The 15458-nt window shown below is 70.5% G+C and carries 16 protein-coding genes; 5 read left to right on the top strand and 11 right to left on the bottom strand.

Going from position 1 to position 15458, the window contains the following annotated elements:
• Positions 1–19 precede the first annotated feature (19 nt).
• Positions 20–607 (top strand): cohesin domain-containing protein, encoded by a 588-nt coding sequence (locus tag ACXJKM_RS09595; RefSeq protein WP_457351952.1) that lies wholly within the window; start codon positions 20–22, stop codon positions 605–607.
• A gap of 35 nt (positions 608–642) precedes the next feature.
• Complete coding sequence (locus tag ACXJKM_RS09590; protein ID WP_457323327.1) at positions 643–1269, top strand: response regulator; 627 nt, start codon at positions 643–645, stop codon at positions 1267–1269.
• On the opposite strand, the gene ACXJKM_RS09585 is transcribed toward ACXJKM_RS09590, so the two are convergent.
• Together ACXJKM_RS09585 and ACXJKM_RS09580 are read right to left on the bottom strand one after the other, a co-directional pair.
• Entirely contained in the window at positions 1255–2997 is a 1743-nt protein-coding gene (locus ACXJKM_RS09585; RefSeq protein WP_457351950.1) for an ATP-binding response regulator, read from the bottom strand. The two genes, ACXJKM_RS09590 and ACXJKM_RS09585, sit on opposite strands and share 15 nt — an antisense overlap.
• Before the next feature lie 89 nt (positions 2998–3086).
• On the bottom strand, positions 3087–3992 hold the full coding sequence (locus ACXJKM_RS09580) for an AraC family transcriptional regulator (RefSeq protein ID WP_457351948.1): 906 nt from the start codon (positions 3990–3992) through the stop codon (positions 3087–3089).
• A gap of 235 nt (positions 3993–4227) precedes the next feature.
• Between ACXJKM_RS09580 and ACXJKM_RS09575 the strand changes: the two genes are divergently transcribed.
• Together ACXJKM_RS09575 and ACXJKM_RS09570 are read left to right on the top strand one after the other, a co-directional pair.
• On the top strand, positions 4228–4998 hold the full coding sequence (locus tag ACXJKM_RS09575; protein WP_457351946.1) for an SDR family NAD(P)-dependent oxidoreductase: 771 nt from the start codon (positions 4228–4230) through the stop codon (positions 4996–4998).
• Between the two features lie 116 nt (positions 4999–5114).
• A complete protein-coding gene (locus ACXJKM_RS09570; RefSeq protein WP_457351944.1) occupies positions 5115–7985 on the top strand; it encodes a helix-turn-helix transcriptional regulator in 2871 nt (956 codons plus the stop codon).
• A 9-nt stretch (positions 7986–7994) separates the two neighbouring features.
• Here ACXJKM_RS09570 and ACXJKM_RS09565 read toward each other — a convergent pair whose 3' ends face one another.
• From ACXJKM_RS09565 to ACXJKM_RS09540, 6 genes are all read right to left on the bottom strand, one after another.
• Positions 7995–8549, bottom strand: coding sequence for an alpha/beta hydrolase (locus ACXJKM_RS09565; protein ID WP_457351942.1), 555 nt, complete (start codon positions 8547–8549; stop codon positions 7995–7997).
• Entirely contained in the window at positions 8550–9485 is a 936-nt protein-coding gene (locus ACXJKM_RS09560) for a DMT family transporter (RefSeq protein ID WP_457351940.1), read from the bottom strand.
• Positions 9482–10093 (bottom strand): class I SAM-dependent DNA methyltransferase, encoded by a 612-nt coding sequence (locus tag ACXJKM_RS09555; protein ID WP_457351938.1) that lies wholly within the window; start codon positions 10091–10093, stop codon positions 9482–9484. Before ACXJKM_RS09555 ends, ACXJKM_RS09560 begins: the two co-directional genes overlap by 4 nt.
• Positions 10094–10226: 133 nt before the next feature.
• Positions 10227–11897: a long-chain-fatty-acid--CoA ligase gene (locus tag ACXJKM_RS09550; RefSeq protein WP_457351936.1), complete on the bottom strand. Its 1671-nt coding sequence runs from the start codon at positions 11895–11897 to the stop codon at positions 10227–10229.
• On the bottom strand, positions 11894–12769 hold the full coding sequence (locus ACXJKM_RS09545) for a DMT family transporter (RefSeq protein WP_457351935.1): 876 nt from the start codon (positions 12767–12769) through the stop codon (positions 11894–11896). Before ACXJKM_RS09545 ends, ACXJKM_RS09550 begins: the two co-directional genes overlap by 4 nt.
• A 149-nt stretch (positions 12770–12918) precedes the next feature.
• Positions 12919–13647, bottom strand: a complete 729-nt coding sequence (locus tag ACXJKM_RS09540) for a TetR/AcrR family transcriptional regulator (protein ID WP_457351933.1) — start codon at positions 13645–13647, stop codon at positions 12919–12921.
• 109 nt (positions 13648–13756) lie between these two features.
• On the opposite strand from ACXJKM_RS09540, the gene ACXJKM_RS09535 reads away from it, so the two are divergent.
• The gene (locus ACXJKM_RS09535; RefSeq protein WP_457351931.1) at positions 13757–14209 is read left to right on the top strand and encodes a nuclear transport factor 2 family protein; all 453 of its coding nucleotides are present in this window, start codon (positions 13757–13759) and stop codon (positions 14207–14209) included.
• Here the strand turns inward: ACXJKM_RS09535 and ACXJKM_RS09530 are convergent.
• From ACXJKM_RS09530 to ACXJKM_RS09520, 3 genes are all read right to left on the bottom strand, one after another.
• Positions 14173–14409: a cysteine-rich CWC family protein gene (locus ACXJKM_RS09530; RefSeq protein WP_457321048.1), complete on the bottom strand. Its 237-nt coding sequence runs from the start codon at positions 14407–14409 to the stop codon at positions 14173–14175. The two genes, ACXJKM_RS09535 and ACXJKM_RS09530, sit on opposite strands and share 37 nt — an antisense overlap.
• Positions 14406–14537: a hypothetical protein gene (locus ACXJKM_RS09525; RefSeq protein ID WP_457351929.1), complete on the bottom strand. Its 132-nt coding sequence runs from the start codon at positions 14535–14537 to the stop codon at positions 14406–14408. The genes ACXJKM_RS09530 and ACXJKM_RS09525 overlap by 4 nt, the downstream gene beginning before the upstream one ends.
• A 167-nt stretch (positions 14538–14704) precedes the next feature.
• The gene (locus tag ACXJKM_RS09520; RefSeq protein ID WP_457351927.1) at positions 14705–15394 is read right to left on the bottom strand and encodes a hypothetical protein; all 690 of its coding nucleotides are present in this window, start codon (positions 15392–15394) and stop codon (positions 14705–14707) included.
• Between the last annotated feature and the right edge of the window lie 64 nt (positions 15395–15458).

Here is a 15458-nt window from a genome sequence, read left to right as displayed (position 1 = left end):
TCGATCCAAGGAGAGAGAGATGACGAAACTGACTTGCCTGTGGGGGATGGTGCTGGCGCTGCTGGCTGCGCCCGCGTCGGCGACGACCCTGTCCTTCGCTGCCCCCGCGCCTGCCGTGCAGGTGGGCGACACCTTCACGCTGGACGTGCTCGTTGCGGACGCACCGGACCTGTACGCCTTCCAGTTCGACATCGCCTTCGACCCGGCGATCGTGCAGGCCAACACGGTGCTGGAAGGCGACTTCCTGTCCGCCGGCGGCCGGGCGACGTTCTTCCTGCCCGGCACCATCGACAACAGCGCCGGCACGGTGTCATTCACGGCCAACACCCTGGCCGGGCCCGGGCCGGGCGTCAGTGGCGACGGCCTCGTCGTGCACCTGTCGTTCCACGCGCTAGCCGTGGGACAAAGCAGTTTGTCGTTCGGAAACGTCGTGCTGCTCGATTCGGCGCTGATGGAGCTCGCCTCGACGCACATGGGTGGCGCCATCAGCGTTGCCAGCGTGCCGGAGCCGGCGTCCGTCGCCCTGTTCGGCATCGGGCTGGCCGCCCTCACGGCGGGCGCTCGGCGGCGGGGGCGGCACACGTTGCCGAATCCAGACCGAACCTGACCCGGACCCCACGTTTGACGGCATGATGGCGCGGCATGACCGCGCCATTGCACCTCCTTATCGTCGACGACCACCCTGTCGTTCGAGTCGGCATGGCGCAGCTGCTGCGCACGCAGCGCGAGGGCTGCGAAGTGAGCGAAGCCGACAGCCTGCCCGCCGCGCAGGCACTGCTGGCACGCCGGCCCGACGTGGCCCTCGTCGTGCTCGACGTGCACCTGCCTGGACTCGCGCCGTTGCAGGCCCTCCAGCAGCTGCGCGCCGAGTGGCCGCTGCTGCCGGTGCTGCTGATGTCGGCCGACAGCGACCCGCTGCTGGCCATGCGCGCCCTCGACGGTGGCGCCGCCGGCTGGCTACCCAAGAGCGCCGACGTGGGTGTGCTTTTCGGCGCACTGGAGCTGGTGCTGGCTGGCGGCTGTTACCTGCCACCCTTCCTGCTGCAGCGCAGCACCGACCTGCCCGACGAGGCGCTCACGCAGCGCCAGGCCGAGGTGCTGGCCGAGCTGGTGAAGGGCCGCAGCAACAAGGAGATCGCGCGCGAGCTGGGCATGGGTGAGCCGACGGTCAAGGGTCATCTGGTGACGATTTTTCGCATCCTGCGCGTGCGCAACCGCGCCGAGGCCGCGCTGGCCGGGCAGGCGCGGCTGGCCTCAATGCGGTTCTGAGGGCGGTTCTGAATTTGGTTCTGAATTTGGTTCTGAGGGCGCGCTGAGCCAGGCGCGCAGCGCCGCCGCCGGCAGTGGCTTGCGCGCCGGCTGCACGCGCAGCGCACGCAAGGCCTTCGCGCTCATCGGCAGGGTCTCGCCGCTGATCAGCAGGGCCGGCAGCCTGTCGCCGAACGCCTCGCGCAAGGCCTCGATGGCGCTCAGCCCATCGCCTTGCGCGAGCCGCCAATCGCTGATGAGGCGCTGCGGCCGGGCACCGGCCGCGCGCAGGCGCGCCAGCAGCGGCGCCACCGCGGCTTCGGCCCAGACCTCGCAGCCCCAGGTGCGCAGCAGGGTCACGGTGGCTTCGCGCACCGCTTCGTCGTCCTCCACCAGCGCCACACAGCGGCCCTGCAGCGGCTGCCCCTGCGGCACGGTGCGAGGCTCGGTCAGCAGGCGGGGCTCGTCCTCGGGCAGGCTCACGGCGAAGCAGCTGCCGTGACCCAGGCGGCTGCGCAGGTCCACCGGGTGGTCCAGCAGCCTGGCCAGCCGCGCGACGATGGCCAGGCCCAGGCCGTGGCCGCGGCGCCGGTCGCGCCCCGGGTTGGCGAGCTGCACGAACTCCTGGAAGATGCGCTCGTGGTGCTCGGGCGCGATGCCCGGGCCGGTGTCCCAGACGGCGACCTGCACACGGCCCGCGCGCTGCCGCGCCGCCAGCAGCACGCCGCCGTGCACGGTGTGCGTGAGCGCGTTGGACAGCAGGTTGCGCAACAGGCGTTCGAGCTGCTGCGCGTCGCTGCGCACCCAGAGCGCCGTCGGGCGCAGCCGCCACTGCAAGCCCTTGGCTTCGGCCAGCACCGCGTATTCGGTGGAGAGGCGCTCGAACAAGGGCTGCAGCGGCAGCGAGCGGCACTGCGGCTGCAAGGCGCCGCTGTCCAGGCGTGACACGTCGAGCAGGTTTTCCACCAGCCCGTCCAGCGCCTGCGCCATGGCCTGCAACTGCTCCGCCGTCTGCGCCGCACGCCGGCCCTGCAGCTCGTGCGCGGCCTGTGCGGCCAGCAAGCCCAGCGCATGCACGGGTTGGCGCAGGTCATGGCTGGCGGCGGCCAGGAAGCGCGTCTGCGCTTCGCGCGCAGCCTGGGCCTGGGCCAGCAAGGCCTCGCGCTCGAAGCGCAGCGCGTGGCTCTCGCGCAGCAGTCGGGTGTGGCGCAAAGTCAGCGCCATCGCCAGGGCCACGGCCGACAGCACCAGCAAGGCGTTGTAGGCGCCTCCCCAACTGCCGAGCGACAGGAAGAGCGTGATCAGTGCCACGGCGACGGGAGCGATCAGCATCACGAAGGCGCGCGGTTGCGGCGCCATCACGTTGATGCTGGCCACGCAGGTGATGCAGGCCAGCATGGCGGCGTACATCTGGGTGGCAGCCTGCCGCGCGTCGAAAGCCATCACCAGCGCCAGCGCCCAGAGTGCACCGGTGAGCAGCGCACCCAGCTCGGCGCGGCGCTCCCACGGTGCGGGGTCAGCGGCTTGCGGCAGCTGCGCCACCTGTAGCTTCCACAGCACGCGCAACACGATCAGCGCTGTAAATGCCGCGCCCCAGGCCAGCAGCGCCGGCAGCGCCACCCGGTCGATCTGCGTGCCCACATGCAACAGCACCAGCAGCGCCGCCGCCACCAGGCTCACGCCGCTCTGGGCGTAGAACAACAGCAGCATCGCGCGGCGCGTACGTTCGTCCAGGGGATGGGGCAGCATGCCCCGCATCATGCCCAGCGGCGCGCGCGTTGCCAGCCCTCCGAACGGATAGGCTGCAATCCTTGGATGTGTCGGGCAGGACGGCCGCTTCAGGCGGGCAGCGATCCCGCACCCGCGCCCATCGCCCGCAGCCCCAGCCGCAGCTTGTCCCGCCCGGGCGGCGCGCCGAACAAGCGGCTGTACTCGCGGCTGAACTGCGAGGGGCTGTCGTAGCCGACGCTGTAGCCGATGGCCGCCACGTCGCCGGCGTCGGCCAGGATGCGCGCCCGCGCCTCCTGGAGCCGGATCAGCTTCTGGTACTGCAGCGGGCTCATGGTCGTCGCGCCACGGAAGTGGCGGTGAAAGGACGACTCGCTCATGGCCACCATGTCGGCCAGCATGGGGATGGAGATGGCTTCGGCATGGTGGGCGCGGATGAAGCGTATGGCCCGCCCGATCTGCGACAGCCGGCTGTCGGCCAGGCCGATCTGCCGCACCATGGCGCCCTGGGCGCCGTGCAGCAGCCGCCACACCAGCTCGCGCTCCACCAGCGGGCCCAGCACGGCGGCGTCGCGCGGCGAGTCCTTCAGCCGCAGCAGGCGCACCACGGTGTCCAGCAGGTCCTCGGGCGCGTCGCTGACCGCAAAGCCGGCGGGTTCGCTCGCGGCCACTTCCGCGGGGTCCATCTCCAGCAGCAGGGAGGAGATGGTTGCCAGCTGCAGCGTCAAGCCCGCGGCCAGGTAGGGAAGTTCGGGGCTGGCTTGGATCACGCAGCCGGCGATGGGCAGGTCCACGCTCACCACGAGAAACTGGCCCTCGCGGTACTCGAACATCTCGTCGCCCAGCATGGCGCGCTTGGCGCCCTGCGCCACGACCACGAAGGTCGGCTCCAGCACCACGTGCTGGAGCTCGGTCGGCGCCTCGGCCGCCACCGCGAACACGTCGCCTGCATTGCGATCACCCTTTGAGGTGGCGTGGCGCTTGATCAGCCTTTGCAATTCTTCGAGTGAGCCCATGGCGCAACCGTACCCGCTGCGCCCGTGCGGCTCAAGAGGCGCGCGAACGAACCGCTCAGGAATGACTGGATCGTGCAAGAGCTTGGCGGTTTTGGGCTATCGATCCTGGGGCGGCCGCCCGGCTCGGTTCGAGCGGGCCGCACGATGGGCGAATCGTGCAATCACATGACCGGAATCGACTGCTCAAAATGGGCGCCGGCCGATTCAATGCGGGCCTTCGCGCAAGGAGGTCCACATGACGATGCAAGGCAACACCATTCTCGTCGCCGGCGGCACCCGTGGCATCGGCCGCGGCCTGGCCGAACTGCTGTGCCGGCTGGGCAACGAGGTCATCATCTTCGGCGGCGAGCCTGGCGCCGCTCAGGCCGTCGCGCGCGCCAACCCCCGCATGCGGGCCATCGACCTGGATCTGACCAACCCCTGGAGCGTCGCTGGCTTCTGCGAGCAGATCGCCGCGACTTGGGCCCACCTGAACATGCTCGTCAACATCTCGATCGCCTTCCCGGTGAGGGATCTGCCGGGCTTGCATGCGCTGCTCGACGCTGACGACAGCGACGAGAAGCTGGAAGCCCATCAGCTGGGCGTCCAGCAGCTGACCGGCGCGCTGTTGCCTCACTTTCGCAAGCGAGCGCGCAGCTCGGTCTTGAACGTCGCCGCAGGACCGATGCTGGCGCTGCCGAATGCACGGCGAGGAAGGCGCGTGGACGGCCTGGTCGTCGAGACCGGCCTGCCAGCCTGCGCCATGTCGGTCAGAAAGCGCTGGGCCAGCGCCTGCATCGACGTGACCGACGTCGCCCTTCCGTCACGCGCGGAGCGCATGAGCCCGGCGCATGCCTCCCGGCCCCACGGCGTGCCCCGGGCCGAGTTCATCTCCAGCGTGGCTCACCTGCTCGCCGAAGGCCTGCACGAAGCGGCTGCCCTGTCACGGTTGCGAGCCCTCTGGCCGGCGGCCCAGCCCGCGACGCAAAAGTCCCGGGACGACGATCTGGTCTCGGAATACCACTGAATCAGCACGGCACGATTCGACGCCGTATTCGGACACACCATCGGGATAATGGCCGCGGCGCCGCCCGCGACAACCGAGACCTGGGCAGGCGTCCCTCCCAAAGCGTGAAGCGTCTCTTGAGTCCCCTGATGGTCGGTCGCGACAGCGAGCTAGATGTGCTCGCGGACGCGTTCGCCGACGCCTGCGCGGGAACGGTGCGCACCGTCGTGATCAGCGCAGAGGGTGGTGGCGGCAAGAGCCGGCTGATCCGGGAAGCAACCGAGCGCCTCGGCCGCCAGTCCCTGGTCCTGAGCGGCTGGTGTGTCGAGCAAAGCGAGCCGGGGCTGCCGTTCGCGCCCTTCGTCTCGGCCGTGCGGCGCCTGGTGCAGCTGCGCGGCGTTGCCGAGATCGTCACGCTCGTGGGGCATTCCGGCGCGCGCGAACTGGCACGGCTGCTGCCCGAGCTGGGGCCGGCACCATCGGAAGGCGACCCCGGCATGGCGCGCTCGCGGCTGTTCGAGTCATTGCGCCTGCTGCTCCAGAGTCTGGCCGCCCAGGCCCCGGTGGTGCTGGTGCTGGAAGACCTGCATTGGGCCGATCGCGCGACGCGCGACCTCCTCGCCTATCTGGCTCGCAACCTGCAAGGCACCCGCCTGCTGCTGGTCGCGTCGTACCGGACCGAGGCGCTGGCAGGAGCGCATCCGCTGCGTGGCGGATTGGCGGAGCTGGCCCGGATTGAAGGGGTGACCCCGCTCGCCCTGCCGCGCCTGTCGCGCACCGACGTGGCGCTGCACCTGAGCGCCATGCTGGGCCATGAGCCGGCACCCGATGTCGTCAACGCCGTCCACACCCGCGGCGGTGGCGTGCCGCTGTTCACCGAAGCCCTGGTCACGCCGGAGGGTGCCGTGCGAACCCAGCTGCAGGGTTCGCTGCGCGATCTGCTGCTTGGCGCGGTGAACGAGTTGCCGGAACGGGCACGCGAAGTCCTGCACGCGATGGCGGTGGGTGGCCTTCGCGTCAGGCATCGGCTGCTGGCCGCCGTCGTCGGCGCCGATGGCCTGGATGCAGCGCTCCGCGCCGCAGTCACATCGCATGTCGTCATCGCGGCCGACGCGGAGGGCTACGCCTTCCGCCATGCCTTGATTCAGGAGGCGATTGGCGGCGACCTGCTGCCCGGCGAGCGACAGCGCCTGCATCGCGCCTACGCCGAGGCCCTCGAGGCCGACCCGTCGCTGGGCGCCGACGCCTGGGTGGCGGCCAGCATCGCCTTGCACTGGCGCGCGGCAGACGACCCGGCCCGGGCGCTCAACGCGGCCTGGCAGGCCGCGCGCGAGGCCACCGCCCGCCTGGCCTATGCCGAGCAGTTGACGATGCTCGAACATGCACTCGACCTGTGGCCCCGCGTCGAGCCGACGCAGCGCCCGCAAGGCATCGATCGGGCGCAGCTGCTGGAGGCCGCGGCCGATGCCGCCTGCTGGGCCGTTGAGACCGAGCGTGGGCAGCGCATCGTCGAAGCGGGCCTCGCAGAACTCGATCCGGTGACCGACGGCGAGCGCATCGCCGCGCTGTTGCTCGAGCGCGCCATGATGCGCCAGCAGAGCCTGCATGCGGGCGAGCTGGCCGACCTTCGCGAGGCACTGCGTCTTGCCCCGGGGCCGACGCGCACACGGGCGGCGGCGCTCGGCCAGATCTGCCGTGCGCTGGCCCTGCACGGTCGCGCCAACGAGATACAAGCGCTGGCGGACGAGTTGGACGCGTTGGCGATGCGGCTCGGCGAGGCCGAGTGGACGGTCGAGGCCCTGGTGTCCGGTGCACTCGCCCGGCCTGTCGGCGACATGGCCGCGATGACGCGGCTTGAACGCGCCTTGGGTGAAGCGCAGGCCGGCGCTTCAGGGCGTGTGGAGATGATCGCCCGCGTCGCGATGGTCGACCTGCTCGATGCGCGCGGCGAGCACGCGGCGGCGGTCGAGGCGGCAGGCATGGCCTGGCAGCGGGCACGCCAGCTCGGCCAGGCCCGCTATATGGGCGCGTCCGTCGCCCAGCTTCTTGCGCGTGCGCTGATGGCCGTCGGGCGCTGGGACGACGCGATCGACCTGATTGCAGAGGCTCGCGAACTCGATCCCTCGCCTCTGGGCAGCCTGCAGTTGTCGCAGGTGGATGGCCTCATCGCGGCCGGCAGAGGCAATCTGGCCGTGGCAGAGCGCGCCTTGAAAGCCCTGACCGCCGCCGGAGAGAGTCCGCAGGACGCGCCTCGCCGCGCCGCCGCACAGCGCCAGCTGTCGATGGCGATCGCCCTGCTTCAAGGCGACACGGCCGCCGCCGTCGAGGCCGGCCATGGCATCGGGGCGCTCAGGGGCTGGCTGCCGCCACGACTGCTCTGGCCGCTGATCGCCCATGCGTGGCGCGCCTGCATCGGGTCGGGCCGTGCCGATGCGCTGCGCGATTTGCTCGTGGAATCGTCCGAGCATCTGGCCAAGCCCGGCCCGGTGGAGCGGGCTTGCGCCCTGACATCGTTGGCCGAGCGCAGCCGCCTGGGCAGCGGTTCGGATGCCGTCGCCTGGGGCGCCGCGGTCGCGGCCTGGCAGGAGATCGGCAACCTTCCATGGCTGGCCTACGCGTTGATGCGGCAGGGTGCCGCATGTCTTGCCGCTGGCCAACGTGGCGCGGCCACAGCGGCGCTGCGGCGCGCGGCGCAGTTCGCGCGGCAGCTGGGCGCCGAGCCCTTGAGCGCGCAACTCGCCACCGCGGCCGGCCGGGGCAGGGTCGAGCTCTGGCCAGGCGAGGGCGGCGCGCCCTCAGCCTCGCCCCAGGGCCTGACGGCGCGCGAGGTCGAGGTGTTGGCGCTGCTGGTCGAGGGCCGCTCGAACAGGGAGATCGCCGCGGCGCTGTTCATCAGCGTGAAGACGGCGAGCGTGCATGTGTCGAACATCCTGGCCAAGCTCGAGGTGCCGTCGCGAGGCGCCGCTGCGGCGGCCGCGCACCGGCTCGGCCTGGTCAGCGCCGTGTGAGGCCGCCGGCTACAGCGACCTGATGTCGGCGATCAGTTCGGGGAATGCCTTCGCAGAGAAGGAATGGCCGCGATCGGTGAAGGCACGTGAGGTCGCACCCGGGAGTTTTTCGGCCCACCGGGCCAGGTGCGAGAAGGGAACCCACTCGTCGTCCGCGCTGTGATACAGCACGATCGCGCCCATGCTGGGCACGGTCGCGGCGAAATCGACGGGCAGCGCGAAGTCGTCGCCACCCCATTCGCCATCGGCGCATTTGTAGGGCGTGGCGATGAGGAACAGCCCGGCCAGCGACAGGTCCCGGCGCTCCTGCGTCAGGTACTTCAGCACCGCGGCACCGCCCAGGGAATGCGCCACCACGATGCGCGGGTCGCCGGAGTTTTTCAGCTCGGCCGCCATCTCGTCCTTCCATGTCTTGTAGACCACGTTCTCCAGCCCGGAGAACTTGGGATAGCGGACTGCATGATCGGGCGCGATGGCGTTCTTCAGATAAGTCGCCAAGGCCTGGTCTTCGGCGTGCGCGCCTTCGCCCGCGCCTTGCACAAACAAGATGTCGTGGTTCTGCATTCACTTGCCTCCGGGGTTGACTGGACTTGATCGATGGTTGGGCATGACGGCCTGGCCCTTGGCAGGCGACGCGGTCGCCAGGCTTCGCGGCCCGCGCGAGGTGGCCAGCCAGGAGCCGCAGAGGATGAGGGCGAAGGCGATGAGGATGCGGCCGTCGAGCGGCTCGCCGAGCAGCGCCACACCGGCGGCGACGGCCACGGCCGGCGAGGCGTAGGTGATCACGACGGCGCGCTCCGAGCCGACCTCGCGTATCAGCAGGAAGAAGGCCGCGAATGCGACCGCGGTGCAGACGATGCCCAGCGCGACGATCGCGGCTGTCGCCTGGGTACTGGGCCATGCCGTGGGCCAGCTGCCCAGGGCCGGGACCAGATAGGTCAGCGCCGTGAGGGCCAGGCAGGCCGTCGTCATCGGGATCGCAGGCGCATCGCCGAGCCAGCGCGCCGCAATCATCGATCCCCCCGCATAGCAGGCGGCGGCGAGCAGCACCTCGAGCACGGACAGCCGATCACCGCCGAGCGCCGGCAGCGCCAACACCGCAACGCCCGCAAGCCCGCACAGCAGGCCGGCGAGGCGGCCTGCACCGAGGCGGTCGTGATCGCGGCGCAGTCGATTCAGCGCCACCGTGATGATGGGCGTGGCCGCCACCAGCAAGCCGGCCATCGAACTGCTGATGTGCAGCTCGCCATGCACGATCAAGCCCTGTGGAACGATCATCTCGACGACCGCGAAGGCGAGGATGGGGCGCCAATGCGCCCGCAGCGCCGCCATGCCGGCACCACGCAGCGCGAACGGCAGCAGCACCGCGGCTCCCAGCGCCGTACGGGCAAAGACGATGAAGGGCACCGGCACCTCCGCGACGGCCACCTTGATCAGCAGGTAAGGCATGCCCCAGAGCACGCTGAGCATGATGAACAGGGCGAGGCCGCGCCGGCTCATGACGCCCTCCTGGCCAGGAAAGTGACCCAGTCGTTGCCGTCGCCGCCGACGCTCCGGACCCGCCACGCGACCGACAGACCGGCCGCGGCGAGCCGCGCGGCGAAGCGCTCGCCGGTCCAGCACACGGTGTGCCAATCGCCGTCCGTCTCGCCTTCGCCCTCGCGCATCGCGACCAGGAAAGCCCCGCCGGGCTTCAGGGCCGCGTGGATCTTGCGCAGCACGGCATCGATCTGCTCGCGGTCGACGTAGATCAGCACCCCCATGGCGAGCACGCCGTCATAGGGCCCGCCGAGCTCGTCGGTGATGACATTCAACAGGTCGGCCGCCTTGCCGCGCTCCGCCATCAGGTCGAGGAAGGCTTGCGCAGCGTCGCTGCGCCGGACGACCGCGCCGAGCGCCTCGACGAAGTCCGCGTCGCGCCCCGGGCCGGAACCGATCTCCAGCACCGACCCGCCGGGCGGCAGGCAGTGCACCAGGCGCTGCAGCGCCTCCTGGATGTGCGGCGGGCGMTCGGCGTCGACGAGCGTGTCGTACTGGCGCGCATACGCCTCGTAGGACTGCACGGTACGCCGCGTGTTTGCCATGGCGTTGGCGGTCGGCTTGGGCATCGCTTCCTCTTGCGGTGATCGATGCCGTTCAGTCTGGGTCTAAGGCATGCCAACGCTCATGGGGCGAAATGCCTAGGCGCCGCTGCCGCGCAGGCTAGGTAAAAGCCCGGCACAGGGCTGACGCGCAAGCGGATCAGCCCCCACGCGTCTTCTCGCGCTCCTGCAACGCCCGCCACATGACCTTGCCGGCGCCGCTCTTGGGCAGGCTGTCCATGAACTCGATCAGGGCCGGCACCTTGTAGGCGGCCATGTTGGCGCGGCACCAGTCGCGCAGCTCGTCGGCTGTCAGTGACTCATGGCCGGCGCGCTTGACGACCACCGCCTTGACGGTCTCGCCGCGATAGGCGTCGGGCGCCGAGATGATGCAGGCCTCGGCAATGCCCGGGTGGGCATGCATCAGGTTCTCGACCTCGCTCGGCCAGACCTTGAAGCCGCTCGCATTGATCATGCGCTTGAGGCGGTCGGTCATGAAGAAATAGCCATCGGCGTCGGCATAGCCGATGTCGCCAGTGCGAAAGAAGCGCTTGCCCTCGAACTCGATGAAGGCAGCCGCGGTCGCGTCGGGGCGGCGCCAGTAGCCGTCGAAGACCATGGGGCCGTGGACGATGATTTCGCCGGCCTCACCGGGCGGCAGCTCCTTGAGCGTGTCGGGGTCGACGACGCGCGCGTCGCAGCTGATGTAGGGCACGCCCAGGCATTGCTGCTTGGGTGAGTCGTAGGGGTTGCTGTGGCTGGGCGCGGCGGTCTCGGTCAGGCCATAGCCTTCCATGTAGCGCAGGCCCCAGCGCTGCCACAGCCGCTCGGCAATGGCCTGCGGCATGGACGCGCCGCCGCCGCCGATCGTGACCATGCTGCTCAGGTCGAAGCTGTCCACCTGCGGGCTGGCCAGCAGGTCGATGACCATGGTGGGGATGTTGGTCCAGCGCGTGACGTGGTGCTCCTTGATGAGGCGGGCGGCGTACTCGCGCTGCCAGCGGGGCATCAGCACCAGACAGGCGCCGGCCGCCAGCGTGCCGTGCATGATGACGACCATGCCGGTGATGTGGAACATCGGCACGACGCCGAGCACCACGTCCTCGTGGCTGACATTGGCCCACAGGCCGCCGGCAAAGATGTTGTGCTGCAGGCTGCGGTGCTTGTGCATGCAGCCCTTGGGATGGCCCGTCGTGCCACTGGTGTAGGGCAGCAGCGCGAGGTCGTCGGCGCCCACCTCCAGCGCTGGCGGCGCGGCCGTGCAGGCGAGCGCGTCGGCCCAAGCGGTGGTGCCGGCGGGCAGGGCGATGTCGGTGTTGAGCCAGTCGGCCCAACCCGTGGGCAGGCCAGCGCCATCGGAATGCCCGCCGGGCAGCACCTCCGCCAGTCGGGTGACGAGCAGATCCTGGGCCGCCATCCCGGCCGACAGCCACTCGGCGCTCAGGTCGGCGCTGGTGATGGCGAGCACGGCGCCGCTGTCCTCGATCAGATGCTTGATCTCCGCCGCCTTGTTCATCGGGTTGACGGGCACGACGACGGCGTTCGCGCTCAGCACGGCGTAGTGCGCGATGACGAGCTGCGGGCAGTTCTGCAGGCCCACCAGCACGCGGTCACCCCGCTTGATGCCCCGCTCGGCCAGCCACGCCGCCAGCTGTGCCACCTGGGCAGCCAGTTCGGCGTAGGTGGTCGTCTGGCCCAGAAAGACCAGCGCCGGCCGATGCGGGAAGCGGCGCGCACTGACTGCCAGGTTGTCGGGCAGGGCCGTGGCCGGCGGCTCGATGGCATGCGCCACGCGGACGGGCCAGAACTTGTGATGTGCTCGGGGGGTCATGCGGGCGTCTCCGTTTTCCTCTGCGCGACGACGAGATAGACGCCGAGCAGCGTCACACCCATGCCGGCGATGGCTTGTGCGCCGAGTGTCTCGCCGAACAGCAACCACGCCATCACCGAGGTGACAGAGGGCACCAGATACATGGTGCTTGACACCGCCGTCACGCGGCCATGGCGCAGCATGTAGAACATCAGGCTGATGCCGCCGGCCGTCAACACGAGGATGCTCCAGGCCATGGCGACCAGTACCTGGACGTTCCATTCAATGCGCATCGGCTCCAGCCACCAGGCCAGGGGCCAGGTGACGGCCAGAGCCGCCACGAACTGCACGACCTGACCGGTGCGCAGGTCGAACTGCGGCACGAAGCGCTTTTGGTACAGCGTGCCGCCGGTGATGGCGAGCAGGGCCATCAGGCACAGCAGCAGCGGCGGGCCGTAGCTCGTGCCCAGGTTGAGCTTGTGCCAGATGACGAGGACGACGCCGGCCAGCCCCAGGGCCACGCCGGCCCATTGCCGCGGTGCGACGCGCTCGCCGATCAGCGGCGCCAGGGCGGCCACCAGCACCGGCTGCAGGTTGACGATCAGCGCCGCCGTGCCAGCCGGCAGGCCCTGGCGGATGGAGACCCAGACGCCGCCGAGGTAAAGCGCCTGGATGCCCAGGCCGGCGATGGCCAGATGGGCCATGTCGCGGCGCGACGGCCACGGCGCCCGCGCGGCAAAAGCCAGGCCCAGCATCAGCGCGACCACGCCGGCATAGCGCCAGCTCAGGAAGGTCAGCGGGTCGGCATAAGGCGCGGCCAGCTTGGCAACGATGTAGCCGGTGGCCCAGATGAAGATGAAGAGGGGTGGGGCGAGGCGGTCGAGGGCGGTCATGGGAGACCGATCATGCCTCGCCCATCGAACGACGGCGTGTTCGGGCCGAGCGCTGGGCCGCTCCCGAGCCGGCCCGCTTGGTGATGTGCTCGCGGCTCAATGCCGCGAGCATCACCGTCCCCGCGGGGGACCGACCAGGTCGCGCGCGTTCAGCGCAGCGAGGCTGGTCGAGGGGCTAACACCATTGCACACATCAGTCTCATCAGTTCCACCGGCTCCGGGAGCGGGCCGGGCAAAGGCAAGCCGGCGAAGGCCGCGTCCAGGCTCAGATGTGACAGGCCATGGGCCAGGCTCCATCCCGTCAGCGCGATCAGCGGGCCAGCCGACGCGTCGAAGCGGGTGGCTGCGTCCAGCAGCACGCGGAACGACGCCTCCGCCGCGCGATCCAGGCCCGGATGTTGCTGGCGCGACGCGAGCACGGGGCCGAACATGAGGCGAAAGCGCGCCGGCCGGCGCCGGGCGAAGTCGACATAGGCGGTGGCGATGGCCAAAAGCTGCTCGCGCGCGTCGGCCGGGTGGGCGTCGACGCCCGCCTGCATGGCCGCACCCAGCTGCTCGAAGCTGCGCGCCGCCAGTGTGGCCAGCAGCTCGGGCAGGCCGGCAAAGTGGTGATAGGGCGCCGCATGCGAGACGCCGGCGCCACGGGCCACGTCGCGCAGGCTCAGCGCCGCTGCGCCGCGCTGGGCCAGCAGGGCCTCAGCCGCGTCCAGCAGCGCCTCGCGCAGCTCACCGTGGTGATAGGCACCAGCCGCTTTCGCACGCGGGCGCGGCGGGCGGTCGGCGGCGAGCTGGCCCGCGACCTTCGCGGCCCGCGGCGCACGCACTGGCTTGGTTTCGTCTTTGCCGGAGGGCGGTCGGGTCGGCGCAGCCTTGGTCATGCACCGCATCTTGCCACCAGCAAGATCAAGGTGGATACTGGCTTAATCTTTACACCGTCAAGATCATGCGATGTGCGCGCAGCTTGACGGCTCAAGAAGGAGAGCGGCCATGTACCACGCCATCGTCAAACGCAAGCTGCTGGCGGCCTTTGCGGCACTGAACGCGGGGCGCTATGAGGGCATTCCGGGCCAGTTCGCGGCGCAGCATTGCCACAGCATGGTTGGCAACCACGCGCTGGGTGGCGAGCGCCGTGACCTGGCCGCGACGACGCGCTGGTATTCACGCCTGCAGCGCCTGCTACCGGGTCTGCGCTTCGAGGTGGACGGCGTCTGGGTCAGCGGCTGGCCCTGGCGCACGCGCGCCGTCGTGACCTGGCGCGACCGTTTCCAGCTGCCCGGCGGCCGCGAGGGCAGCAACCGCGGCATGCATGAGTTCGAGCTGCGCTGGGGGCGCGTCAGCGCGTTGACGGTGCATTGCGACACGGCCCGGCTGGCGGGCTATCTGGCCGAGGTGGCCGCTGCCGGTCAGCCCGAGGCCTTGGCCGAGCCGATCACGGGGTGACGGCGCCCGTCGGCCTCGATCAGCTCGCGCAGGCAGGTCAGGCACAGGCAGCCGCTGTATTGTTCAATGAGCTGGGTGCGCAATCTCTCGGTCAGCCGGATGCCGAAGCAGGCGCAGTGGCCGGCCGGGCCCGATGCCGCGCCGCACTCGAAGCCACCGCCGCAGCGCGGGCAGTTCGTGTCGAGCAGGGTGCCGCTCATGAACACCATTCCTTGAGCGCTATCCGCGCGGCGAGCGCCCAGCAATCGGCCATGTGCACCTCGGGCCGCGCTGCACCTCGGGCCTCGCTGCTGTCGTCGGTCGGGACGGTGTTCTTGGCAGTCGCCATCGGGTCATCTGGCCGTTGGGGATGAAGCGGATTGTGGGCCGTAGAGGGCCGCGCCGGGCGGGCTTTCCTGGCGAGCGCCCAACCGGCTATCCCGCAGGACGGCCAGCCCCTCCGTCAATCCGCGCATCATGGGCGCCTCCCTCTCTTGGCGGGATGATGGGCAGGCCTCAAGCCAGGTGGGACTGGGGGTCTTCCGGTGGCGCCAGCGGCGTCGCGCGCGCCAGCGCCATCCAGGTCGCGAAGTCGGGCTTGCAAGCGCGCTTGGGCGCCGGCCGCGCGAGCTCGAGGTGGCTGCCATGGCCGATCAGCACGCCGTAGTCGGGCGGGATCTCCTCGGGCACCGCGATGCCGGCCTTGATGACGAACCAGCACTGGCCGCACAGGGCCCGATAGGCCGCGGACTTGGCCGGGCGGCGCAGCTCGCCTAGCAGGTCGGCGCGGCTGACCTTGATCTCGTGGATGGCGGGTTCGAGGTAGTCCTCAACCGTACTGTGGCGGATGGAATAGACGTCGGGCATGGCATTGACCCAGAGCGTCTTGCCCTCTTCGCCGGGCAGCCCGGCGCGCAGCGTGAGGCCGCGCCAGGCGATGCGGCCGGCACGCTGCATCTCGAGGGCAACGCGCTCGACCAGGGTCTCGTGGGCGTCGCGGGCGGTGCGGTTTCGGGTCAGTGAATCGGCGATCAGCGCGACGCCTGTGTCGGTCACACGCAGGCGCTCGCGGCCGCCCGGCTCCTGCAGGCGCTCGACCCAGCCCGCGGCCAGCAGCTCGACTTCGACGAGGTCCTGGCTGGGCCAGCCGGCGCTGCGCCAGAGCAGGCGCAGGCGCTGCAGGTGAAGGCGGGTCGGCGCGGACATGGCGCCATCTTCGCGCGGGCCGGAAAGCGCCGAAAAGTAAAAAGCCCCCGGGGCCGGTGGCCGC

The sequence above is a fragment of the Roseateles sp. P5_D6 genome, assembly GCF_054049415.1.
The sequence above is the reverse complement of the archived record's forward strand: the minus strand, read 5'-3'. Positions and strand labels throughout refer to the sequence as shown.